Source organism: Halomonas ventosae, from assembly GCF_004361885.1.
GTDB classification, from domain to species: domain Bacteria; phylum Pseudomonadota; class Gammaproteobacteria; order Pseudomonadales; family Halomonadaceae; genus Halomonas; species Halomonas ventosae_C.
This window is the reverse complement of the sequence record NZ_SNWH01000002.1, coordinates 37,258-58,299: the sequence shown is the minus strand read 5'-3', so window position 1 is coordinate 58,299 and position 21,042 is coordinate 37,258. Positions and strand designations below refer to the sequence as shown.

The 21,042-nt window shown below is 65.1% G+C and carries 14 protein-coding genes and 6 pseudogenes; 6 read left to right on the top strand and 14 right to left on the bottom strand.

All coding sequences use genetic code 11. The annotated features are described in order from the left end of the window. Window positions 1-21: 21 nt before the first annotated feature. Both ahpF and ahpC read right to left on the bottom strand, forming a co-directional pair. Window positions 22-1,575 (bottom strand): alkyl hydroperoxide reductase subunit F, encoded by a 1,554-nt coding sequence (gene ahpF, locus DFO68_RS02180; RefSeq protein WP_133481595.1) that lies wholly within the window; start codon window positions 1,573-1,575, stop codon window positions 22-24. A gap of 166 nt (window positions 1,576-1,741) precedes the next feature. Then, complete coding sequence (ahpC, locus tag DFO68_RS02175) at window positions 1,742-2,305, bottom strand: alkyl hydroperoxide reductase subunit C (RefSeq protein ID WP_166637510.1); 564 nt, start codon at window positions 2,303-2,305, stop codon at window positions 1,742-1,744. Window positions 2,306-2,699: 394 nt separating this feature from the next. Between ahpC and DFO68_RS02170 the strand changes: the two genes are divergently transcribed. Then, the gene (locus DFO68_RS02170) at window positions 2,700-3,275 is read left to right on the top strand and encodes a biliverdin-producing heme oxygenase (RefSeq protein WP_133481593.1); all 576 of its coding nucleotides are present in this window, start codon (window positions 2,700-2,702) and stop codon (window positions 3,273-3,275) included. 173 nt (window positions 3,276-3,448) lie between these two features. On the opposite strand, the pseudogene DFO68_RS02165 reads toward DFO68_RS02170, so the two are convergent. Continuing rightward, window positions 3,449-3,679 (bottom strand): annotated as a pseudogene (locus DFO68_RS02165) (2Fe-2S iron-sulfur cluster-binding protein); the annotation flags it as partial. Window positions 3,680-3,793: 114 nt separating this feature from the next. Between DFO68_RS02165 and DFO68_RS02160 the strand changes: the two are divergent. Continuing rightward, a pseudogene (locus DFO68_RS02160) lies at window positions 3,794-4,291 on the top strand (SRPBCC family protein); the annotation flags it as partial. A gap of 119 nt (window positions 4,292-4,410) precedes the next feature. On the opposite strand, the gene DFO68_RS02155 reads toward DFO68_RS02160, so the two are convergent. From DFO68_RS02155 to DFO68_RS02140, 4 genes and pseudogenes are all read right to left on the bottom strand, one after another. Further along, the gene (locus DFO68_RS02155; RefSeq protein ID WP_133481592.1) at window positions 4,411-4,794 is read right to left on the bottom strand and encodes a hypothetical protein; all 384 of its coding nucleotides are present in this window, start codon (window positions 4,792-4,794) and stop codon (window positions 4,411-4,413) included. A gap of 396 nt (window positions 4,795-5,190) precedes the next feature. Beyond that, window positions 5,191-8,043 carry a formate dehydrogenase subunit alpha gene (fdhF, locus tag DFO68_RS02150; protein WP_208107338.1) on the bottom strand — a complete coding sequence of 951 codons (2,853 nt, stop codon included), beginning with the start codon at window positions 8,041-8,043 and terminating at the stop codon, window positions 5,191-5,193. Window positions 8,044-8,054: 11 nt separating this feature from the next. Beyond that, entirely contained in the window at window positions 8,055-9,770 is a 1,716-nt protein-coding gene (locus tag DFO68_RS02145) for an NADH-ubiquinone oxidoreductase-F iron-sulfur binding region domain-containing protein (protein ID WP_208107337.1), read from the bottom strand. A gap of 252 nt (window positions 9,771-10,022) precedes the next feature. After that, window positions 10,023-10,587, bottom strand: a pseudogene (locus tag DFO68_RS02140) (formaldehyde dehydrogenase, glutathione-independent); the annotation flags it as partial. Window positions 10,588-10,728: 141 nt separating this feature from the next. Here DFO68_RS02140 and DFO68_RS02135 point away from each other — a divergent pair. Further along, a complete protein-coding gene (locus DFO68_RS02135; protein WP_133481588.1) occupies window positions 10,729-11,262 on the top strand; it encodes an invasion associated locus B family protein in 534 nt (177 codons plus the stop codon). A gap of 63 nt (window positions 11,263-11,325) precedes the next feature. Here DFO68_RS02135 and DFO68_RS15910 read toward each other — a convergent pair whose 3' ends face one another. Both DFO68_RS15910 and DFO68_RS15750 read right to left on the bottom strand, forming a co-directional pair. Continuing rightward, the gene (locus tag DFO68_RS15910; protein WP_279512791.1) at window positions 11,326-11,460 is read right to left on the bottom strand and encodes a hypothetical protein; all 135 of its coding nucleotides are present in this window, start codon (window positions 11,458-11,460) and stop codon (window positions 11,326-11,328) included. Between the two features lie 456 nt (window positions 11,461-11,916). Continuing rightward, a pseudogene (locus DFO68_RS15750) lies at window positions 11,917-12,242 on the bottom strand (helix-turn-helix domain-containing protein); the annotation flags it as partial. 125 nt (window positions 12,243-12,367) lie between these two features. On the opposite strand from DFO68_RS15750, the gene putA reads away from it, so the two are divergent. Beyond that, entirely contained in the window at window positions 12,368-16,033 is a 3,666-nt protein-coding gene (gene putA / locus DFO68_RS02120; RefSeq protein ID WP_133481586.1) for a bifunctional proline dehydrogenase/L-glutamate gamma-semialdehyde dehydrogenase PutA, read from the top strand. Between the two features lie 140 nt (window positions 16,034-16,173). Here the strand turns inward: putA and DFO68_RS02115 are convergent, their stop codons facing one another. Then, the gene (locus tag DFO68_RS02115; RefSeq protein ID WP_133481584.1) at window positions 16,174-16,869 is read right to left on the bottom strand and encodes a hypothetical protein; all 696 of its coding nucleotides are present in this window, start codon (window positions 16,867-16,869) and stop codon (window positions 16,174-16,176) included. Window positions 16,870-16,951: 82 nt separating this feature from the next. Continuing rightward, window positions 16,952-17,317, bottom strand: a complete 366-nt coding sequence (locus DFO68_RS02110) for a hypothetical protein (protein ID WP_133481582.1) — start codon at window positions 17,315-17,317, stop codon at window positions 16,952-16,954. 194 nt (window positions 17,318-17,511) lie between these two features. Between DFO68_RS02110 and DFO68_RS02105 the strand changes: the two genes are divergently transcribed. Both DFO68_RS02105 and DFO68_RS02100 read left to right on the top strand, forming a co-directional pair. Next, window positions 17,512-18,168, top strand: coding sequence for a response regulator (locus DFO68_RS02105; RefSeq protein WP_133481580.1), 657 nt, complete (start codon window positions 17,512-17,514; stop codon window positions 18,166-18,168). After that, window positions 18,168-19,610, top strand: a complete 1,443-nt coding sequence (locus DFO68_RS02100) for an ATP-binding protein (RefSeq protein WP_208107336.1) — start codon at window positions 18,168-18,170, stop codon at window positions 19,608-19,610. The genes DFO68_RS02105 and DFO68_RS02100 overlap by 1 nt, the downstream gene beginning before the upstream one ends. Window positions 19,611-19,764: 154 nt before the next feature. Here the strand turns inward: DFO68_RS02100 and DFO68_RS02095 are convergent, their stop codons facing one another. From DFO68_RS02095 to glyA, 3 genes and pseudogenes are all read right to left on the bottom strand, one after another. Beyond that, window positions 19,765-20,415: a sarcosine oxidase subunit gamma gene (locus DFO68_RS02095; protein WP_133481576.1), complete on the bottom strand. Its 651-nt coding sequence runs from the start codon at window positions 20,413-20,415 to the stop codon at window positions 19,765-19,767. Beyond that, window positions 20,408-20,605 (bottom strand): annotated as a pseudogene (locus DFO68_RS02090) (glycine cleavage T C-terminal barrel domain-containing protein); the annotation flags it as partial. The pseudogene DFO68_RS02090 and the gene DFO68_RS02095, both read right to left, overlap by 8 nt. Then, a pseudogene (gene glyA / locus DFO68_RS02085) lies at window positions 20,598-20,807 on the bottom strand (serine hydroxymethyltransferase); the annotation flags it as partial. The pseudogenes DFO68_RS02090 and glyA, both read right to left, overlap by 8 nt. Window positions 20,808-21,042 lie beyond the last annotated feature (235 nt).

Genomic DNA, 21,042 nt, shown 5'->3' with positions numbered 1-21,042 from the left:
GTCGACGACGCCCGGCGCGAGTTACTGGCGGATCAGAAAGTCGAAGGCGCCCAGGGCGGCCTTGGAGCCCTCGCCCATGGCGATGACGATCTGCTTGTAGGGCACGGTGGTCACGTCGCCGGCGGCGAAGATGCCCGGCACGCTGGTCATGCCGTGGGCATCGACCACGATCTCGCCACGCTCGGAGAGCTCGATGGGCGAGTCCTGCAGCCACTCGGTATTGGGTACCAGGCCGATCTGCACGAAGACACCCTCCAGCTCGAGCTGGCGGATCTCGCCGCTGGCGCGCTCTTCATAGGTCAGGCCGTTGACTCGCGTGCCGTCGCCGTTCACCTCGGTGGTGCGAGCGCCGAGGATGATCTCCACGTTGGGCAGGCTGCGCAGCTTCTTCTGCAGCACCGCGTCGGCGCGCATCTCGTCCATGAACTCGATCAGGGTGACGTGGCCGACGATACCGGCCAGATCGATGGCCGCCTCGACGCCGGAGTTGCCGCCACCGATCACCGCCACACGTTTGCCCTTGAACAGCGGGCCATCGCAGTGGGGGCAGTAGGCCACGCCCTTGTTGCGATACTCGGCCTCGCCGGGCACGCCCATCTCGCGCCAGCGGGCGCCAGTGGCCAGCACCAGGGTCCGGCTCTTGAGACTGGCGCCGGATTCAAACTGCACCTCGTGCGCCTCACCGGGCCGGCCGGGCACCAGCGCGACCGCCCGCTGCAGGTTCATGATGTCGACCTCGTACTCCTTGACGTGCTCCTCCAGCGCCGCGGCCAGCTTGGGGCCCTCGGTGTAGGGCACGGAGATAAGGTTTTCGATGCTCAGGGTATCGAGCACCTGGCCGCCGAAGCGCTCGGCGGCCACCCCGGTGCGAATGCCCTTGCGCGCCGCATAGACCGCCGCCGCGGCGCCGGCCGGGCCGCCGCCGATCATCAGGGTGTCGAAGGTCGGCTTCTCGCTGAGCTTGGCAGCCTCGCGCTCGGCGGCGCCGGTATCCACCTTGGCGAGTATCTGCTCCAGGCTCATGCGACCCTGGCCGAAAGGCTCGCCATTGAGGTAGACGCTGGGCACCGACATGATCTCGCGCTGTTTCACCTCATCCTGGAACAGTGCGCCGTCAATGGCGACGTGATGCACGTTCGGGTTGAGGATCGCCATCAGGTTGAGCGCCTGGACCACGTCCGGGCAGTTCTGGCAGGAGAGCGAGAAATAGGTCTCGAAGCGCATCTCGCCCTCGAGGCTCCTGATCTGCTCGACCACCTCATCGCTGGCCTTGGGCGGATGGCCGCCCACCTGCAGCAGCGCCAGCACCAGCGAGGTGAACTCGTGGCCCATGGGCAGGCCGGCGAAGACGACGCCGGTCTCCTCGCCGGGGCGATTGAGCGCGAACGACGGGCGGCGCGCGTCCTGGCCATCGAGCGTCAGGGTGATCTTGTCGGTCAGGCCGACGATATCGGTCAGCAGACCGTGCAGTTCCTGCGACTTGGCGCCGTCATCGAGGGACGCGACGATCTCGAAGGGCTGGGTGACCTTTTCCAGATAAGCTTTGAGCTGGCTTTTCAGCTTGTCGTCCAACATGACAGCGTCATTCCTTCATGTTCGGGTATCAGGAAGGAGGCATGAGAGGATCAGGACGTCCCATTCGGGGAGGCCCAGTTCGCTCATGCTTCCGAAATCAGAGCCCGGGCAGGGGATACCCGGGCGAGGCAGGCAAGGGCGGAGAGGGCCTCGCCGGCGGAGCCGCTTATATCTTGCCGACCAGGTCCAGGGACGGAGACAGGGTCTCATCGCCTTCTTCCCACTTGGCCGGGCAGACTTCGTTCGGGTTGGCGCGCACGTACTGGGCAGCTTTGACCTTGCGCAGCAGCTCCTCGGCATTGCGGCCAATATTGCCGGCATTCAGCTCGACGATCTGGATCTTGCCGTCAGGGTCGATCACAAAGGTGCCACGCTCGGCGACGCCATCTTCCTCGATCAGCACCTCGAAGTTGCGTGAGATGGCGTGGGTCGGGTCGGCCAGCATCGGGTAGGTCAGCTTGCCGATGGTCTCGGAGCTGTCGTGCCAGGCCTTGTGGGTGAAGTGCGTATCGGTGGAGACGCTGTAGATCTCGACACCCAGCTTCTTGAATTCCTCGTAGTTGTCCTGCAGGTCACCCAGTTCGGTGGGGCAGACGAAGGTGAAGTCGGCCGGATAGAAGAAGAAGATGCTCCACTGGCCCTCCAGGCTCTCCTCGGTGACATCGATGAACTCGCCATTGTGATAGGCGGTGGCCTTGAACGGCTTGACTTCGGTGTTCAGCAGCGACATTTGGTAGTGCTCCTTTCGACTTTCGTTGAATACATAGCGGCGATACAAGGGCATGGTAGCCCCCGACTGCTGATAGCGTAAATTGAATGGTGTCATCAAGCTGATCATTCAACCCTATGGAGATGACGATTCGGCGTCAGTTGATATGTAGCGCCTCGCCTTGGCGATCGAAAGCCAGGAACTGTGCGATGTTGCCTATCTTCAGCGATTCGACCATGCGGTTGAGGTGCTGGCTGGGCACGCGCCTCGTCCAGCAGGTCGGCATAACAGGAAATGGTCAAGGAGACGCCTCCGGATCGGGATGATATCGTGACAGGCAGCGTAACGGGCCGACTGTGCTTCGAAAAGAGGGATTTGTGGCCCACGCGACCCCCGGTCATGTTGCGGAGCGTCGATGAGCCCTCCTACCCCACCGCTAGCCCGTCAGCTGCGCGATGCCACGCGCGACGCCCACCGCGCCCTGGACCGACACCCGGCCCTGCAGTGCCTGCTCGCCCCCACCCTGACCCGAGAGGCCTACGGTGCCTCGCTGCTGGCCCTGTATCCCGCCCATGCAGAGCTGGAGAACCGGATCTTGCGCGAGATCGCACGTCTCGGCCTGCGGCTTCGGGTGCCACGGCGGCTGCCGCGCCTCATTGATGACCTCGGCAGCCTCGGCCTGACACCGAGGACGCTCGCCTCACAGGCCGCGACTTCCTCGGCCTCCCCCGCCATCCTGGCGGGGGAGCTCTACGTGCTGGAGGGGTCCCGCCTGGGCGGGCAGATGATTGGCGGCCGGCTGCGCCGAACCCTGGGCTCCGGGGCACCGCACACCTTTTTCTGCCTGGAAATGGCTCCCGAGGAGTGGCCACGGCGACTGCTCGAGCTCGAGGCACTCTGCCCGCCCGGCGAGCGAGGGGCCGCCGTGGCAGGCGCCCGCGCGGCCTTTGACCGCTTCCGCGAGCAGCTGGACAGGCGCTTTCCCGGCTAGCCGACCGGAACTCAGCGAGAGGGTGTGGCCGCGCGCAGGTGCAGCTCCAGGCGCGCCAGGAGGACATGACATTCCGACGCCGGTCTACGGCTCGCAGGAGGTCCACTACCTTTCCTGATCCCCGCAACGGTCCGGCACGCCGAGCGCCGGCCATGGGGACATGGCCGGTGCGGTCAATACTCCACCACCACGTCGCCCAGCGGCCTGCTGCAGCAGGAGAGGATATAGCGGTCCGCCACCTCCTCGTCGGTGATGCCGCCGTTATGGTCTATCTCTACCTGACCTGAACTCAGAGGAACCCGACAGGTTCCGCAGATGCCCATGCCGCAGGCCTTGGGGATGTGCAGGCCAAGCTTGGCGGCGGCGGAGTGCATCGTTTCGCCAGGCTGGATGCGCACGCTCTTCCTGAACAACCCCGAGGCCGCCCGAGCGGCCCAGCAAGAGGACAGACCATCATGGACTCTCCCGCTCGCCTGGATGACTCCCTGGCCACGGCACGCGAGGCCACCCTCGAGATGCTCAAGCATCTCGGCAAGCGCAATCGCCTGACCCGTACTCCGTTGCTCGACGGCGTGGTCTCCATGACCATGGATGGCAAGCCGGGCTGCAACAAGCTGATGGGCAGGATCACCAGTGCCGACATGGGCTCGCTGCGCATCCTCCACCTGCCCAACTCCTGGAACCACTTCATGGGGGATCACGCCGTGGTGTTCAGGGTGCTGCCGCTGGGACCCCAGCAGACGCTGGTGACCACCAAATGGCTGGTACACAAGGATGCCGTGGAAGAGGTCGACTACCAGCCCCACGAGATACGCAAGGTATGGGATGCCTCCAACGAGGAGGATCTACGCCTGGTCGAGGAGAACCAGCGCGGCATCAACTTCGTGGCCTACCAGCCGGGACCCTACTCCGAAACTGCCGAGTTCGGGGTGATCGATTTCATCGACTGGTACAGCGAGAGCCTGCTGGAGAACCTCGGCCATACCGCCCCGCATCTCAAGTTGGCGGAAGGCTGACCACTAGCTTGTCATGCGGCTCCGGCCATACCCTATACGAAGGACGCCCCCGATTTCGGGGGCGTGCGACTTTCACTGATGTGAACCAGCAATTCCAGGTATCAAGAATCAGCAATCTCTCACTGATTTTCCAACGGGTTAGCCGCAGAATCCGTAGCCTTGACCCGGGGAGGTACTTCGTCTTTGCTCACTGTTTCGCCTTCAGGTCCTCCTAACGCCTTGTCGAGATCACCTTCTTTCACCGGGTTGGCCGCCGACTCCGTGGACTTGACGCGGTCCGGCACCTTGTCTTCGCTCACCGTTTCGCCTTCGGCTCCTCCTAACGCCTTGTCCAGATTGCCCTCTTCCATGGGATTGGCCGCAGAATCCGTAGCCTTTGCTGCTGGCTCGTCTAGTGCTGGTTCTGCTGCTGACTCATCGGCAGCGAAGGCCTGTGGACCAAGCACCAGGCCAAATGCGACACCGAGAATACCGACCTTCTTGAGTACGTCCTGTGGAATCATCTATATGAGCTCCTTTGGTTTCGGAAAATGCGCCTCGATGGGCGAATGCAACATCCAATCTTGCTAATCATGTTAGACCCCCTTGGCGCAAAATGTTGCAAGTCATGCACAACGCGCATATAACGGAGGAAGTCTAATTCAGCTTCGGGGAAGGTGCACCTCGATGACGCACACGCCTCAGGCAGCAGGACCTCGTGCCTTGCCTCGAAATCATCGCTCCATCGGCCAGCTTTCTTACCCCCGCAAGACTCGACAAATCCTCGCCAAACGGGTACTCCACTGGGGAACAGGCGCCCTCGGGGGAAGACCCAGAGGCCAGCCGGCGATCCCGGAAATCGTCACCGTCGATCGGCACGAGGATCCCCACATCGGCCAGCCTTCTGGATCTCAGTCGCCTTATGCCAATGCTGATGCCGCATGAGCCAAGCGGCAGGCGGCATACTTGAATTCGGGAATCTTGCCGTCGGGATCGAGCGCCGGGTTGGTCAGGATGTTGGCCGCTGCCTCCACGTAGCAGAAGGGCACGAACACCATCCCCTCGGCCATCAGCGGGTCGACCCGCGCCTTGAGGGTGATGGCGCCCCGCCGGGTGGTGATGGTGATCGGCTCGCCCGGCGTCATGCGCAGGCGCACCAGCTCGGCGGGCGCGAGACTCGCCACGGCCTCGGGCTCAAGCTCGTCGAGCACCCGGCTGCGACGGGTCATGGAGCCGGTATGCCAGTGCTCCAGCTGGCGCCCGGTGATCAGCACCGTGGGGTAGTCGCCGTCGATGGGCTCGTCCGGCGGCAGCGGGCGGGTCGGGGTGAAGGTCGCTCGCCCGCTCGCAGTGGGGAAGGCATCACTGAACACCACGTCCGCCCCGAGGGCGTCGTCGGCGGGACAGGGATAGGTCACCGAGCTCTCGCGCTCGAGGCGCTCCCAGGAGAGGTGGTCGAGGGAGGCCATGCCCTGCTTCATCTCGGCGAACACCTCACGCGGGTGCGTATAGTCCCAGCCCAGGCCCAGGCGGTTGGCGATCTGCTGGATGATCCACCAGTCGGGCTTGGCCTCGCCGGGCAGCGGCACGGCGGCGCGGCCCAGCTGCACCTGGCGATTGGTGTTGGTGACGCTGCCGTCCTTCTCCGGCCAGCTTGAGGCCGGCAGGATGACGTCGGCGAACTGGGCGGTCTCGGTGACGAACAGGTCCTGCACCACCAGGTGCTCGAGCCTGGCCAGCGCCGCCCGGGCATGGTCGAGGTCCGGGTCGGACATCGCCGGGTTCTCGCCGAGGATGTACATCCCCTTGATAGTCCCGGCCGCGATGGCGTCCATGATTTCCACCACGGTGAGCCCTGGCGTGGCGTCGAGCGGGGTGTTCCACAGCTCCTCGAAGGCGGCGCGCACCTGGGCGTCGCTCACCGGCTGATAGTCGGGCAGCACCATGGGGATCATGCCGGCGTCGGAGGCGCCCTGGACGTTGTTCTGGCCGCGCAGCGGATGCAGGCCGGTGCCGGGGCGGCCGGTGTGGCCGCAGGCCAGCGCCAGCGAGATCAGGCAGCGGGCGTTGTCGGTGCCGTGGACATGCTGGGAGATGCCCATGCCCCAGAAGATCATCGCCTTGTCGGCGGTCGCATAGAGCCGGGCGAGCTCGCGGATCTGTTCGGGGGCGACGCCACAGGCCGACGACATCGCCTCGGGGGTGAGATCCTGCACATGGGCCTTGAGCGCCTCGAAGCCCTCGGTGTGGGCATCGATATAGGCCTGATCAAAGAGCCCTTCGCTGACGATGACGTGGAGCATGGCGTTGTAGAGCGAGACGTCGCCGCCGGGGGTGAAGCGCACGCTGCGATGGGCATAGGCATCCAGCGCCTGGCCTCGGGGGTCGAGGATGATCAGCTTGGTGCCATTGCGCGCCGCCTGCTTGAAGTAGGTGGCCGCCACCGGGTGGTTGATCGCCGGGTTGCAGCCGGTGAGGATCACCACCTCGGCCTCGAGGGCCTGCATGAAGGAGGCAGTCACCCCACCGGAGCCGATGCACTCCATCAGCGCCGCCACCGAGCTGGCGTGACACAGCCGGGTGCAGTGGTCGACATGGTTGGAGCCGAAGCCTACGCGCACCAGCTTCTGGAACAGCCAGGCCTCCTCGTTGGAGCACTTGGCGCTGCCGAAACCGGCCAGGGCGTCGGGACCATGGGCCGCCTTGAGCGCGCCGAGCCCCCGGGCGGCGAGATCCAGCGCCTCCTCCCAGCTCGCCTCGCGGAAATAGGTCAGCGGGTCGACGGGGTCGAAGTCGGGATCGAGCCCCTTGGGCACGCCTGGCCGGCGGATCAGCGGCCGAGTGAGGCGTGCGGGATGATAAGGGTAGTCGAAGCCGAAGCGTCCCTTGACGCACAACCGGTTCTGGTTCGATGGCCCATCGCGACCCTCGACGAAGAGGATCTTGTCGTCCTTGATATGGTAGGTGAGCTGGCAGCCCACCCCGCAGTAGGGGCAGACCGAATCCACGCTGCGATCGGCCGCCTGCGAATCGCCACGCCCCGTGGCGTCGACCAGGCTCGCCGGCATCAGCGCCCCGGTGGGGCAGGCCTGGACGCACTCGCCGCAGGCCACGCAGGTGCTCGTGCCCATGGGGTCGTCGAAGTCGAAGACGATCTTGGCGGCGGCGCCACGATGGGCCAGGCCAATGACGTCGTTACCCTGTACCTCGCGGCAGGCGCGCACGCAGAGGTTGCACTCGATGCAGGCATCGAGGTTGACGTTCATCGCCGAATGGCTGGCGTCATGGCCGTGGGCATGGGGAAGCGCGGCGGAGCGTTCGGCGACATGATGCACCGTGGGCGAGCCGCGCTCGGCACGCGCCGGCAGGCGCTCGCGCACCGCGCTGGCGTCGATGGCCATCGCCTCGGCCATGGCCCAGAAGTGGCTCGAGCGGTCGGGGCTGTCGTCGCGCTCGGGCTGGTCGACCATCAGCAGCTCCATGACGCCCTCGCGGGACACCCGCGCACGCTCAGAGGTGGCGCTTTTCACTACCATCCCGGGGGCGGCCTCGCGCAGGCAGCTCGCCGCCAGCACCCGTTCGCCCTCGATCTCCACCATGCAGGCGCGACAGTTGCCATCGCTGCGGTAGCCGGGGGCATCCTTGAAGCACAGGTGCGGAATGGTCTCGCCGGCGCGCTTGGCCACCTGCCATAGCGTCTCGCCGGGCTGTGCCGTGACCTCGGCGCCATCCAGGGTCAGGGTGAAGCCGTTGTTGACGCTCGGTTCGTTCATGCTCATCTCCCCTACCCCTTGACGATCACGTGCTGGGCGGCGAGCTCGCCGCGAAAGTCCCGCAGCAGCCCCAGCACCGGATTGGGCGCTGCCTGACCCAGGCCACAGATGGAGGCGTCCATCATCACCCGGGACAGCCGTTCGAGTTGCTCGACGTGCCACTTCTCGCGCTCGGGCAGGGTCAGCATCTTCTCGGTGCCCACCCGGCACGGCGTACACTGGCCACAGGACTCGTCGGCGAAGAAGGCCAGCAGATTGGTGGCCACGGCGCGCAGATCGTCCTGATCGGAGAGTACGATAATCGCCGCCGAACCGATAAAGCATCCCTCGGCCTGCAACGTATCGAAGTCGAGGGGAAGGTCCGCCTTGCTCGCCGGGAGGATTCCCCCGGAGGCACCACCGGGAAGGTAACCGGCCAGGCGATGCCCCTCGGCCATGCCGCCGCCATATTCCTCGAGCAGTTCCTTCAAGGTAATGCCGGCCGGGGCCAGGTGGACCCCGGGGCGCCGCACCCGGCCGGAAAGCGAGAAGCTGCGCAGGCCCGTGCGGCCGTGACGGCCGTGACCGGCGAACCAATCGGCGCCCTTCTGCCAGATCAGCGGGATCCAGGTGACGGTCTCGACGTTGTTGACCAGCGTCGGACGGTCGAAGAGCCCCTGCTGGGCGACGAAGGGCGGGCGATGGCGCGGCTTGCCGGGCTTGCCCTCCAGCGACTCGATCATCGCCGACTCCTCGCCGCAGATGTAGGCCCCGGCTCCGCGGCGCAGAACGATATAGCCCGGCGGCACCAGACCGGCCGCCTCGAGTTCGGCGATGGCCGCGTGCAGCACCCGATGCAGGCCGGGATACTCGTCGCGCAGGTAGATATAGAGCGCGCAGGCCTCCACCGCCCAGGCACTGACCAGGGCCCCCTCGAGGAAGCGGTGCGGCGAGCGCTCCAGGTAATAGCGATCCTTGAAGGTGCCGGGCTCGCCCTCGTCGGCGTTGATCGCGCAATAGCGAGGCCCCGGCTCCTGGCGCACGGAGCGCCACTTCTTGAAGGTGGGGAAGCCCGCGCCGCCCAGGCCGCGCAGGTTGGCCCGCTCGAGCGTCTCCATCAGCGCCTCGACGGTGACGCGTCCCTCGCGGCAGTCGGCGAGCAGCCCATAGCCCCCTTCGGCACGGTAGTCCGCCAGGCGCTGCCAGACGATCGCCTCGGGATGGAAGTGGCCGGTATCCACCACCGCCTCCACGCCCTCGAGGGTGGCGAACTGCACGTGGTGGTGTCCCACCTCGACCACCGGCGCGGTCTCGCAGCGCCCCATGCAGGGCGCCCGCACTACCCGCACCGCCTGGGGGTCGACACCCTCCTCGAGCTCGGCCCTGAGCGTCGCCGCACCGGCCAGCTGACAGGAGAGCGAATCGCAGACCCGCACCGTCACCGCCGGCGGCGGCGCCTGGTCGTCATGCACCACGTCGAAGTGCGCATAGAAGGTGGCCGTCTCGTACACCGCCGCCATGGGAAGGTTCATGTAGGTGGCCAGTGCGCGCAGCGCCACCAGCGGCAGGTGTCCCTGGTCATCCTGGATGACGTGCAGATGCTCGATGAGCAGGTCGCGGCGCCGCAGGGTCGGATCGCTGCGCTCGTCGCCGAGCAGCTGACGCAAGGCGGCCAGGGCGACGGGGGGCAGGTCTCGGCCACGCGGCCGGCCGCGAAAGCGGCGCTGGGGGAGGGTCTCGACGGGCATGGGTGGGCTCGTGGTTATCGGTGGGGGCTTGCCCAGGAGCCATCTATCGGGCGGGCTGTCTGGCGGGACCGACCGCCATGAACACCGGCTCCCGGATATCGGCCGGCCTGTCCTGCGACAGGCCCCTCGTTTCATGTTGGCACCGGTGCCGGGGCGGGGCAATGTCGGGCAGACCATGGCGTCATTCCCTGGGATAGGCGGAGGTCATTTCGGGAATGGCCCCGGCCTCGTGCCGGGGCGAGTCAGTGCTGCTCAAGTGGCGACACTGCCGTGGGGATCAATGACGAATTTCTTGGCGGCACCTCCATCTAAGGCGGCGTAGCCACGGGGCGCCTCATCCAGCGAGATGACCTCGACATTAACCGCCTCGGCGATCCGGGTCTTGCCAAACAGGATCGCCTGCATCAGCGGGCGGTGGTACTTCATCACCGGGCACGGGCCGGTATGGAAGGAGTGGGACTTAGCCCAGCCCAGCCCAGCCCAGCCCCAGGCGCATGGAGAAGTTGCCGTGCCTTGCCTCGCTGCTCTCGGCGCCCGAATCCTCGGTGACATAGAGGCCGGGAATGCCGATCTGACCGCCGGCCCGAGTGACATCCATGCAGGCGTTGAGCACCGTAGCAAGCTGCTCGTGGCTATGGTCGTGCCCGTGGCAGCGTGCCTAGAAGCCCACCGCATCCACGGCGGCGTCCTCCACCTCGCGTGCTCCCAGTATCGGCTCGAGCATGTCGGCCATGGGCGTATCCTGGCGAATATCCAGGGCCTCGCAGCCGAAGCTCCTGGCCTGTTCCAGGCGTTCCGGGATCATGTCGCCGACGATTCCGTATGCCTGTTCGAGACATCCTTGCCACGCCTGTGTGGAAAGCCGCCTCTACACCATAGGGGTCGACCTCGCCACGCCAAACAGGCATGGTTGTGCTATCTGTCCCCTCATGCCCCTGAGACCAAGGAGGAACTACCGATGTCGAACCGTCTCGCAAGACGCCTAGGCATGACCGCCCTGCTATCGCTGATGGCCGTGGCGTCCCAAAGCATCGCCCAGCAGGCGTCACCGGGAAGCGCCGGCGCCAATATCGAAGCCGAGCAGTTCCAGGACTGGGAGGTGATCTGCCCGCCGTCGCCAAGTCAGGGGGTCTGCACCATGAGTCAGTTGGTCAACAACCCGAACAGCAACGATCCGCTGATGCGCGTGATCGTGGGCTATCCACCCGAGCTCGAGGGGCGGCCGGCCATGACCTTCCTGGTGCCATTGGGGGTGCGCCTCGCGCCAGGCCTGCAGCTGAGCGTGGGCGGTGGCGAGCCGGTGCAGTTTCCCTACCAGGTCTGCATGGAGCAGAGCTGCCGCGCCGACCTGCCGCTCGATCCGGCGCTGCTGCAGGCGCTGCGTACCGGCAGCAGCGCGACCCTCAGCCTGATCGGGCCACGCGGCAACCGCATGGACCTGGACATCTCGCTGATGGGCTTCACCAATGCCAATCAACGCATCGCTCCCTGACCGACGAGCCTGCCCCGCTCGCCCGTCCCGGCACCTGCCGGGGCGGGGCTTCGCCGATAAGCGTCAGGGCGGTAACACGCCCTCATCACGCAGCAGCTTGAGGATCGCCTCGGCGCCCTGTGCCGGGGTGACATCGTCAAGCAGCTGCCCGCCCTCGGCCTTGGCCGCGCGCAGCACCTTCACCAGCGCACGCAGCATGCGCCAGGGGGGAAGCCGCCGGGATTGTCGGTGGCGATCAGGCCATCGATGACAATGGCATCGTCGTGCAGCTCTCTTGGGGGCATGTGGGGTGCTCCAGGGGTGTATTCGACTCGACGGCAGCATAGCGCCGACCCACGCCGGCTCGGCGCCTGGAAGCGACGGCGAGAATCCCAAAAATGGCATCACTATCGCGCCTGCGACGCACGACGAAACCCTGCCGGCCCGGGGAGGGCGGCAGGGCGAAGGGTTAGGCAGAACGTCTCGGCAGGCGCCGCTCAGGTAGTGCAGCATGACGCTGGCGTAAGTTGGCTCTCCCCGTGCCTGGTCGAGGGCCTTGAGGGCCGATGAGACCGGCTCGGCGGGACAAGGCTTGAAGGTGAGCGGTTCCAGGGTGACCCCTTGCTGCTGCTGATCAGAGGAGGTCACCGGCATCCTTGCCGGGGCCGTTCCCTACCGCTCGTCTCGCGGCGGGTGGCCGAAGAATTCACGATAGCACTTCGAGAAATGCGGGGTGGACACGAAACCGCAGGCCGATGCCACCTCGATGATCGAGATCGAGGTCTGCTTGAGCAGCTGGTGAGCCCGGGGGTCAGCCGCAACTTGAGGTAGTAATGCGACGGCGAGCAGAGCAGGTATTTCTGGAACAGCCGCTCGAGCCCGATGGGCTCCTCCAGGTTGGCCTCCATGAGCGCCACGATTTCCAGCAGCTTGGGTTGGGTAGTACCCAATATATGCTTAAGCGGCACGCGCTGCTGGTCCTGCTCCCCGCGCACGCGATCACAGGAGCCCATTTTCGGCCAGGAGGCCTACGCTTGAGGAGTGGCTTTCGACAAATCCCCGACAATCCCCCTTGGCCTCCATGTGAGCATAGGCGATGCATTTCGAGTAGAAAAAGGTAACAATAATGAATGAAGCAAACTTTCCTCTGGATAGTGACGTGAGTGAACATCGCTTGCGCATTCGCGCCAATTATGCAGCCGCCGAGGCCGATGTGCTGCATGCTCTGGTAGGACAACTCAAGCTCTCGGAGGAGGAGCGCCGCAAGATCGCCGCTGTCGGCGCCCACTACGTGGATCGGGTGCGCAAGGAGAGATCACCCTCGATGATGGAGGCGTTCCTGGCCGAGTACGGGCTTTCGACCGCCGAGGGGGTCGGCCTGATGTGCCTGGCCGAGGCGCTGCTGCGCGTGCCCGACGCGGAAACCATCGATGAGCTGATCCACGACAAGATCGAGCCATCCGACTGGGGGGCGCACCTGGGCAAGTCCTCGTCGTCGATGGTCAACGCCTCGACCTGGGCGTTGATGCTGACCGGCAAGGTACTGGACGACGACCCCAAGGGGCCAACACGGGCGCTGCGCGGGCTGGTACGCCGAATGGGCGAGCCGGTGGTGCGTAAAGCAGTTGGCCAGTCAATGAAGATTCTTGGCCATCAGTTCGTGCTCGGCCAGACCATCGAGGAGGGCAAGAAGAATGCCCGTGAACTCGAGAAGCAGGGTTATACCTACTCCTATGACATGCTGGGCGAGGCGGCGCGTACCGACGAGGATGCCGTCCGCTACCACCAGGCCTATGCCAAGGCGATCACTGCGATCGCCAAGCAGGCCAAAGGTGACGTGCGGGGAAGCCCCGGCATTTCGGTGAAGCTCTCGGCACTGCATCCCCGCTATGAATACAGCCACCGCGACACGGTGATGGCCGAACTCTTGCCGCGTGCCCAGGCGCTGGTAAGGCAGGCGGCCAAGGCCAATATCGGCTTCAATATTGATGCCGAGGAGCAGGACCGGCTGGACCTGTCGCTGGATGTGATCGAGGCGCTGATGTCCGACTCCAGCCTCGCCGACTGGGACGGCTTCGGGGTGGTGGTGCAGGCTTACGGGCGCCGCGCCGCGCCGATGATCGAGACGCTCTACGACCTTGCAAAGCGATACAACCGCAAGATCATGGTGCGACTGGTGAAAGGTGCCTACTGGGATACCGAGATCAAGCTGGCCCAGGAGATGGGTGTCGACACCTTCCCGGTGTTTACCCGCAAGGTGAATACCGATGTCAGCTACATGGCCTGCGCCCAGCTGCTGCTTGATCGGCGCGACCGCATCTATCCGCAGTTCGCCACCCACAATGCGCATACCTGTGCCGCTGTCGTGGCTATGGCCGGCGACGACAAGGACAGCTACGAGTTCCAGCGCCTGCATGGCATGGGCGAGTCACTGCACCACATCGTCAAGCAGTCAGAAGGCACGCACTGCCGCATCTATGCTCCGGTCGGCGCGCACCGTGACCTGCTGGCCTACCTGGTTCGTCGCCTGCTGGAGAACGGGGCGAACTCCTCGTTCGTCAACCAGGTGGTGGATACCACCATCCCCTCGAGCGAGATATCGCGTGACCCGGTGGAAGAAATGCAGCGCCTGGGTGACGCCATCCCCAGCCCCTGGATCCGCCAGCCTCCTGACCTCTTCGTCCCCGAGCGCAAGAACTCGCGCGGCTACCGCATCAACGAACCCGCCTCGATCCTGCCGCTGCTGAAGGCGCGCGAGGGCTTCGCCGACGCCACCTGGAGCGCCGGGCCCATGCTGGCAGGGAACCCGGCGCCCAAGGGTGAAACGCGGGATGTGGTCTCGCCGGCCGACGCCTCGCGTCTGGTCGGCCAGGTGCATGAGGCGACGCCGGAGGAGGTCGCGACCGCCCTCGACGCCGCCGAGGAGGGCTTGCGCGAGTGGTCGGCGCGGCCAGTGGCCGAGCGCACGGAAGTGCTGCGGCGAACCGCCGATCGCTACGAGGAACACATCGCCGAGCTGACCGTGATCGCGACCCGCGAGGCCGGCAAGATGATATTCGATGGCATCGCCGAGGTACGCGAGGCGGTGGATTTCCTGCGCTACTACGCCAACGAGAGCGAGCGGCTGGAAGAGGAGGAGCCCGGCAGCGCCCGCGGTATCTTCGTCTGCATCAGCCCGTGGAACTTCCCGCTGGCCATCTTCACCGGCCAGATCGCGGCCGCCCTGGGGGCCGGCAACGCCGTGCTCGCCAAGCCCGCCGAGCAGACACCCTTGATCGCCGCACGGGCCGTGGCGCTGATGCGCGAGGCCGGTCTGCCGGAGGCCGCGCTGCAGCTGCTGCCCGGTGACGGGCCCACGGTGGGCGGGCCACTGACCAGCGATCCGCGCATCGCCGGGGTCTGCTTCACCGGCTCCACCGAGGTGGCGCAGATCATCCACAAAGCGCTGGCCCAGAACGCCGGGGCCGATGCCATACTGATCGCCGAGACCGGCGGGCTCAATGCCATGATCGTGGACTCCAGCGCGCTGACCGAGCAGGCGGTACGCGACATTCTGATCTCCTCCTTCCAGTCTGCCGGCCAGCGCTGTTCAGCGCTGCGCATGTTGTACGTCCAGGAGGAGGCACGCGAGCGGCTGCTCACCATGCTCGACGGGGCCATGGATGCCCTGACCATCGGTGATCCGTGGAGTATCGCCACCGACGTCTCGCCGGTGATCGACGCCGAGGCCCAGGCCGATATCAGCGCCTATGTGGCGGCGCAGAAAAAGGCTGGCAAGGTGCTCAAGACACTGCCCGCGCCGGAGATCGGCACCTTCGTCACCCCGGCCGTAGTCGAGGTAGGAGGCATCGAGGATCTCGAGCGCGAGATCTTCGGCCCGGTGCTGCACGTGGCTACGTTCAAGGCGCGCGATATCGACAAGGTAGTGGATGCGATCAATGACCGGGGCTACGGGCTGACCTTCGGTTTGCATACCCGCATCGACGACCGCGTGCAGCAGATCGTCGAGCGCCTCCATGTCGGCAACGTCTACGTCAACCGCAACCAGATTGGCGCCATCGTCGGCTCCCAGCCCTTCGGCGGCGAAGGCCTTTCCGGCACCGGACCCAAGGCCGGCGGCCCCCTCTATGTCAACCGCTTCCGCCGCACCGCGGCCACCGGGCAGTACGACGCTCCCCAGGGCAATACCGTGACCCTCAAGGACCTGCAGTCGGCCCTCGATGGACTGGATCCGCGTAACTGGGCGGCGCGCCCCGATCGCGTCGAGGTACTGCGCAAGGCGCTCTCCGGCAAGGGCTGCGTGGTTCGCCGGGCGCTCAACGAGGCCGCGGCCTTGGACATGACGCCGCAGACGCTTCCCGGGCCGACGGGGGAAAGCAACCGCCTGGCGATGTATCCCAAGGGTCCGGTGCTGTGTCTCGGGCCGACACTAGAGATCGCCATGGCTCAGGCCGCCCAGGCCCTGGGTGCCGGCTGTGCCGTGGTACTTGTCGTCCCGGGCGCGGCCCAGGCCGTGTCGCAGCTGAAAAGTGCCGGGACGCCCCTCGCGGCGCTGGACGGCAGCGTCGCGGCCGAGACGCTTACCTCGGTCAAGGGGATTTCGGCGGTCGCCGCCACCGGCGACAGCGACTGGACCCGAGAGCTGCGCCTTGCCCTCGCCAAGCGTGACGACGCCATCATCCCGCTCGAGACCCAAACCATCGCGCCGGAACGCTACGTGGTGGAGCGTCACTTGTGCATCGACACCACCGCCGCGGGGGGAAACGCCAGCCTGCTGGCGACCGCCGAATAGACCCTTGGCGCGAGCGGGCGACCCGTAGAGACAGGTGATGCCATCCTCGCGATGAATGCCGAGTATCCAGGGGGGTGACCCACGAGATAAAGCGGTCCTACCAAAGGCAGGACCGCTCAAGATTCTTCCCTGAGAGCAAATCAGCTTTCGCTATCTTCCTGACTCTCATCTTCCTGACTCTCATCTTCCTGACTGTCATCGAGGATGACGATGGAGTCAGCCACCAACTCCATGCTCTCGGACAGGTCGGCCTCCAGATCACCGGTTACCGTGACCAGATCACCTTCATCGATCTGCTGATAACCTTTCTCATCAAGCGGATTGTAGTCGAGCAATGACGTATCGACCGTCATCTGCTGTACGCCCGAGTCGATGGTGAACTCAAACGCACTGGTGCTGGTGACGGTTCCGGTCAGCTCTGTATAGCCTGCCACGATGGGCGTCACTACGCTGTAATTCAGCGTTTCTTCGTCGGCACTGTCAGCATAGAAGTAGGTGCCGAGACTCTCGACATAGACACTGCTGGCCTCGATCGTATTGGCCTCGGCAATGTCATCATCTACCTTGCCATAGACCGTGACCTTGTCACCCTCTATGAGCCCATAGCCTTCCTTATCGTACCAGCTCCAATCATCCATCTCGACCGTGATGGTCCCTTGGCCATAGTCGAGGACAAAGGAGTTGGGACCCGTATCCACCGCCGTACCGCTCAAGTTGATCCAGGTATCATCGGGTTTCGTATAGGGTGATTCAGCCGCAAATGCCAGCGCCGGTAACAGGGTGGCTGAAGCGGTGAAGGTCAGCATTACAGCCATCTTGGGCTTGAATATTGACATCACAGAACCTCCATACAGTATGCCGCATACAGTGATAGCGAATCGTCGTGGGGCCACCTAAGAAGCGGCCCGCATGACCATCTTAGACATCGAACAAGCCAGCCTCACCGGCATCATCCCACTCGAGTTCATCCCAATGGCCATCCTCGTTGGTATCGTAGGTAGAATAAATGCCATCATAGAATTCACCCGAGTCGACATAGGCATCGTCATTCACATCCCAGGTGTCGTAATCCCAGTCGTAATCCAGCGCGTTGAACTCCTCCTCATCCAGCAGACCATCATCGTTGAGGTCCCAGTCGGAATAGGTTCCGAGATCGGCCACGGAACCATAGAACTCATCCCTGCTCAGTTGACCATCGTCATTGACATCCTGGCTGTTGAATGAAGCGAAGGCTCCCGTTGAACCCAGTGCCAGTACAATTCCCAGCATCACTTCTTTACGCATGACGTTCTCCCTTCGTGGTTGAACAAGTTTCTGCGTGCCGGCCGCAGGGCAGGTCGCCCTCGCCGACACTCTGACGTTCGGCCACCAGGATTAACTGAACCTTAGCGCTGAGCATAAAAGGCATCCTGGTCAAGTGCTAAGGTAGTAGCCGCCGCCCTGCCGGGCAGGCAGACTACGGCCTGGAGGAGAACCGATTGCGTATCCTGTTGGTGGAAGACGATGAAATCCTTGGCGATGGGCTATGTGCAGGACTTCGGCTGGACGGCCATACCGTGGACTGGCTGACGGATGGCAGTACCGCCGAAGGCGCCCTGGACGCCGACGATTTCGATAGCGTGGTGCTCGACCTGGCCCTGCCCGGCCGCTCCGGCTTGCAGCTGCTGAGCCACTGGCGACGCTCACGGCGGAGCGAACCGGTACTGGTACTGACGGCCTACGGCAGCACGCAGGACTGCATTACCGCCCTGGACCTCGGCGCCGACGATTATGTAGTCAAGCCCGTCGATCTGAAAGAGCTGGAGGCGCGTCTGCGGGCCCTGCAGCGTCGCGCCCACGGACACACCGACAACCGCCTGCGCTGTGGCGAGCTCAGCTTGGAGCGTGCCGACAAGATGGTGTGGAGTGGCGACACGGTCGTTGATCTCTCAGCCTATGAGTTTGCCGTGCTGGAGGCCTTGCTGGAGCGGCCCGGCCGCGTCGTCAGCCGTGAGCAGCTGGAGTCGCGCCTCTATGGCTGGGACGAGGGGCCGGAGAGCAACAGCCTGCATGTGTTGATTCACAAGCTACGCTCGCATGTCGGCGCGTCGCATATCGAGACGGTACGCGGCCTTGGCTATCGGATCGTGCCATGATGAACCGACCTGTTTTCCTGAAACGACTCGCAACCAGCTTGCATGCCCGTCTGGTCCTGTGGTTGCTGGCATTGCTGGGCACCGTCTGGATAGCGCTGTGGACAAATACCTGGAGCACCGCGGTGGATACCGCGGCCCGCGATATCGACCAGCGTCTGCGGATCACCGCCAGCCTGCTGGTGACTCTCTATACGGCACAGTCGCCGAGGGATGCCTTCGGCGATCTGCCCAGGGTATTCCCACCGGTCGGCAGCACCTTGCTGGAGATGCCCGCTGAACGGGGGTGGGAAGGGCCCGTCAACTTCGAGATTGTCTCCCTTGAATACGGCTTGCTGGCACGCACGGCCGATTTCCCGACAGCGGCCCGGCAGGCCTCTGCGGGTTTCATGGACCAACAGGACGGGGACAGGCGTTGGCGAATCTTCACCCTGGACGCCCCGCGACACCAGCTGGTCACTCGAGTCGCAGTCCAGCAGTCAGTCGGCTCGGCCCGGGCCGAGACCCTGAGGAATGATTTCGCCTGGCCACTGATCTGGCTGCTCCCGGTCTTCGCCGTGCTGGCGCTGTTCTCGGTATGGCGGGGCCTGGCGCCCCTGAGGCGCATCGAGCAAGCCATCGCGTCCCAGGATCCCCTCGCGCCCAGGCCACTGGGTATCGACCCTCTCCGCGTCCCCCTGGAACTTCGCCGCCTGGTGGAGACGCTGGATCAACTGATGCAGCGCGTCGCTGAGGTAGTGATCCGGCAACGCGCCTTCACGGCGGGCGCCGGCCATGAACTGCGCACCCCGCTCGCCGGCTGCCGCAGCCAGTTGCAGGTCGCCCAACGCAGCCGTGAGGAGCAGCCCCGACAGCGGGCGTTGCACAAGGCCCTGCACTCGCTGGACCGCATGTCCCGGCTGGTCGATCAATTGCTGCTGCTGGCACGTCTCGACCCTGCCGCGCCGGCACTCGAGACCGAGCCCCTGGCATTCGGCCCGCTGGTGCATCGCCTGGTCGCAGAGCGACACGAGGCTGCCATCTCGGATGGCATCGGAGTCGAACTGGCGGTAAAGGCGCCCGAGGACACCAGCATGATGATCGACGCTAACCCGCCGCTGATGGAAACCCTGATCGGTAACCTGCTGGACAACGCCATTCGCTTCTCGCCGAACGGCGCCACGGTACAGGTCCAGCTGGAGCATCAGGGCGAGCGCGTCTGCCTGCGGGTGAGCGACCAGGGGCCCGGCATTCCCGCCGACGAGCTCGACAAGCTGTTCGACCCCTTCTTCCGCAGCCGGAGCCAGGGCAAGGGCAGCAATGGCCTGGGACTGGCGATCGTCCAGGCGGTTGCCAAGGCGCATGGCGGCGAGGCGCAGGCCTTGCAACCCGAGCATGGCGGTGCCGAGATCATCGTCTACCTGCCGCTGACGAGGCGGCGGCCTGCTGAAAGGCCGGCAAGATGAACACGGCTAAGTCGAGCCGAGGGCAGATAGTGACTCTGGCGCTTAGGCTTGCTCCTTCATCCTCCATCTGGGCCGCCAGGATCCAGCGATTATTGTTGTCCTGCATGTAAAGATCCTCTCGAAGCGGGACCGACAGCTGCCGGCCCCGAGTCTGTCAATCCACGATACCGATGGCGTATTCGGCGCCGGCGTCCAGCAGCCAGCGATAGAAGTAGTCGGCGAAGCTTCTGCGCAGCACCAGCTCCCAGCGGGTTTCCGTCGACCTGCGAAGGATCAGATTGGCCTTGGCGAACACCGTGATCACCCCCTTGCCCGCTGGAAAGGCCTCCGGGTGGACGTCGTAGGGCGTCGACTTCATCAACAGCTCCCGGGCCTTGTCGCCCGAGAGCTCGAGCAGTGTCTGGCCGCCACTGACATTGACGATGGCATAGTGGCCATCGCCCAAAGCCTCGCGCAGCTGCTTCTCCAGGGCGAACTCCTCGCCACCGGGCACGATCAGAAGCCACTCGTCCGGGGACAGCCACTGCACGGAGCGCTCCTCCGCGGCGTTGACGGCCAGGCCCTGGGGCTCACCCGGCAGCGAGATGCCGAGCACCTCGCGGACCGCCTCGTCCAGCACGATAGCGCCGCCACGCAGGATCAGGTGTCCGAGCAGGGGCCGCTCGCGCAGCACCAGCCGGCCCTGGCCAGTGGGGGCCACAGCCCCCGAACGCTGGTAGGAATAAGCCAGCGACGACTCGCCGGACACCGATACCTCGGTACGGGTGTCGAAGGTCCGGACGTTCTGGGCAACCGAATTAGACATGCTGACGCTGCCCCTTGGGATCGTAGAAGACACTGTTGACGATCTCGGCCTCATGGATCTGGCCGTCGTCCATGGGCAGATACACCGTCTGCCCCATCCGCTCCTGCCCGCCCTTGACCACCGCCAGGGCAATACCGTGACCGAGAATCGCGCTGGAGTAGCTGGAGGTCACATGGCCCACCATGGGCATGAGCAATCGGGCTCGGGTAGAGGCCGGCGGCCACCAGGCCGGCGACGTGGGCCATGTCGACCATCAGCCAGGCACCTACCTCGTCGGCGATGGTGCGGAAACGCCGCCAGTTGACCACCCGGGAGTAGGCCGAGAAGCCGGCAATGATCAGCTTGGGCTTGTGGCTACGTGCCAGGCGCTCGACCTCGGCGTAATCGATCTCGGCGTACGGTCACCGGCTCGATGGCGGGAAAACGCTGCATCATGTCGCGATGGTGGTACCAGCTGACACAGCAGCGACGGCCGTTCATCAGACCGGCCTGAATTAGGGCAAAGACACCCGTGCATAGTCCCACCAGCGGCACCCCGGTGCCACCGCCTGGCGCAGGTAGGCGAGCGCGGTGGAATCCATCCGGCCCCGTTCACCCTGGACACCGCCGATAACCACGAGATAGTCG

What these genes read in the sequence shown, in the direction of transcription:
- DFO68_RS15910 (WP_279512791.1), bottom strand. Translation starts at nt 11,460, where the DNA reads ATGCTGCGTGCGCTGGTGAAGGTGCTGCGCGCGGCCAAGGCCGAGGGC.
- DFO68_RS02145 (WP_208107337.1), bottom strand. Translation starts at nt 9,770, where the DNA reads ATGCCCGTCGAGACCCTCCCCCAGCGCCGCTTTCGCGGCCGGCCGCGT.
- ahpC (WP_166637510.1), bottom strand. Translation starts at nt 2,305, where the DNA reads ATGTCGCTGCTGAACACCGAAGTCAAGCCGTTCAAGGCCACCGCCTAT.
- ahpF (WP_133481595.1), bottom strand. Translation starts at nt 1,575, where the DNA reads ATGTTGGACGACAAGCTGAAAAGCCAGCTCAAAGCTTATCTGGAAAAG.
- DFO68_RS02155 (WP_133481592.1), bottom strand. Translation starts at nt 4,794, where the DNA reads ATGATTCCACAGGACGTACTCAAGAAGGTCGGTATTCTCGGTGTCGCA.
- DFO68_RS02095 (WP_133481576.1), bottom strand. Translation starts at nt 20,415, where the DNA reads ATGTCTAATTCGGTTGCCCAGAACGTCCGGACCTTCGACACCCGTACC.
- DFO68_RS02100 (WP_208107336.1), top strand. Translation starts at nt 18,168, where the DNA reads ATGAACCGACCTGTTTTCCTGAAACGACTCGCAACCAGCTTGCATGCC.
- DFO68_RS02110 (WP_133481582.1), bottom strand. Translation starts at nt 17,317, where the DNA reads ATGCGTAAAGAAGTGATGCTGGGAATTGTACTGGCACTGGGTTCAACG.
- DFO68_RS02170 (WP_133481593.1), top strand. Translation starts at nt 2,700, where the DNA reads ATGAGCCCTCCTACCCCACCGCTAGCCCGTCAGCTGCGCGATGCCACG.
- putA (WP_133481586.1), top strand. Translation starts at nt 12,368, where the DNA reads ATGAATGAAGCAAACTTTCCTCTGGATAGTGACGTGAGTGAACATCGC.
- DFO68_RS02115 (WP_133481584.1), bottom strand. Translation starts at nt 16,869, where the DNA reads ATGTCAATATTCAAGCCCAAGATGGCTGTAATGCTGACCTTCACCGCT.
- DFO68_RS02135 (WP_133481588.1), top strand. Translation starts at nt 10,729, where the DNA reads ATGTCGAACCGTCTCGCAAGACGCCTAGGCATGACCGCCCTGCTATCG.
- fdhF (WP_208107338.1), bottom strand. Translation starts at nt 8,043, where the DNA reads ATGAACGAACCGAGCGTCAACAACGGCTTCACCCTGACCCTGGATGGC.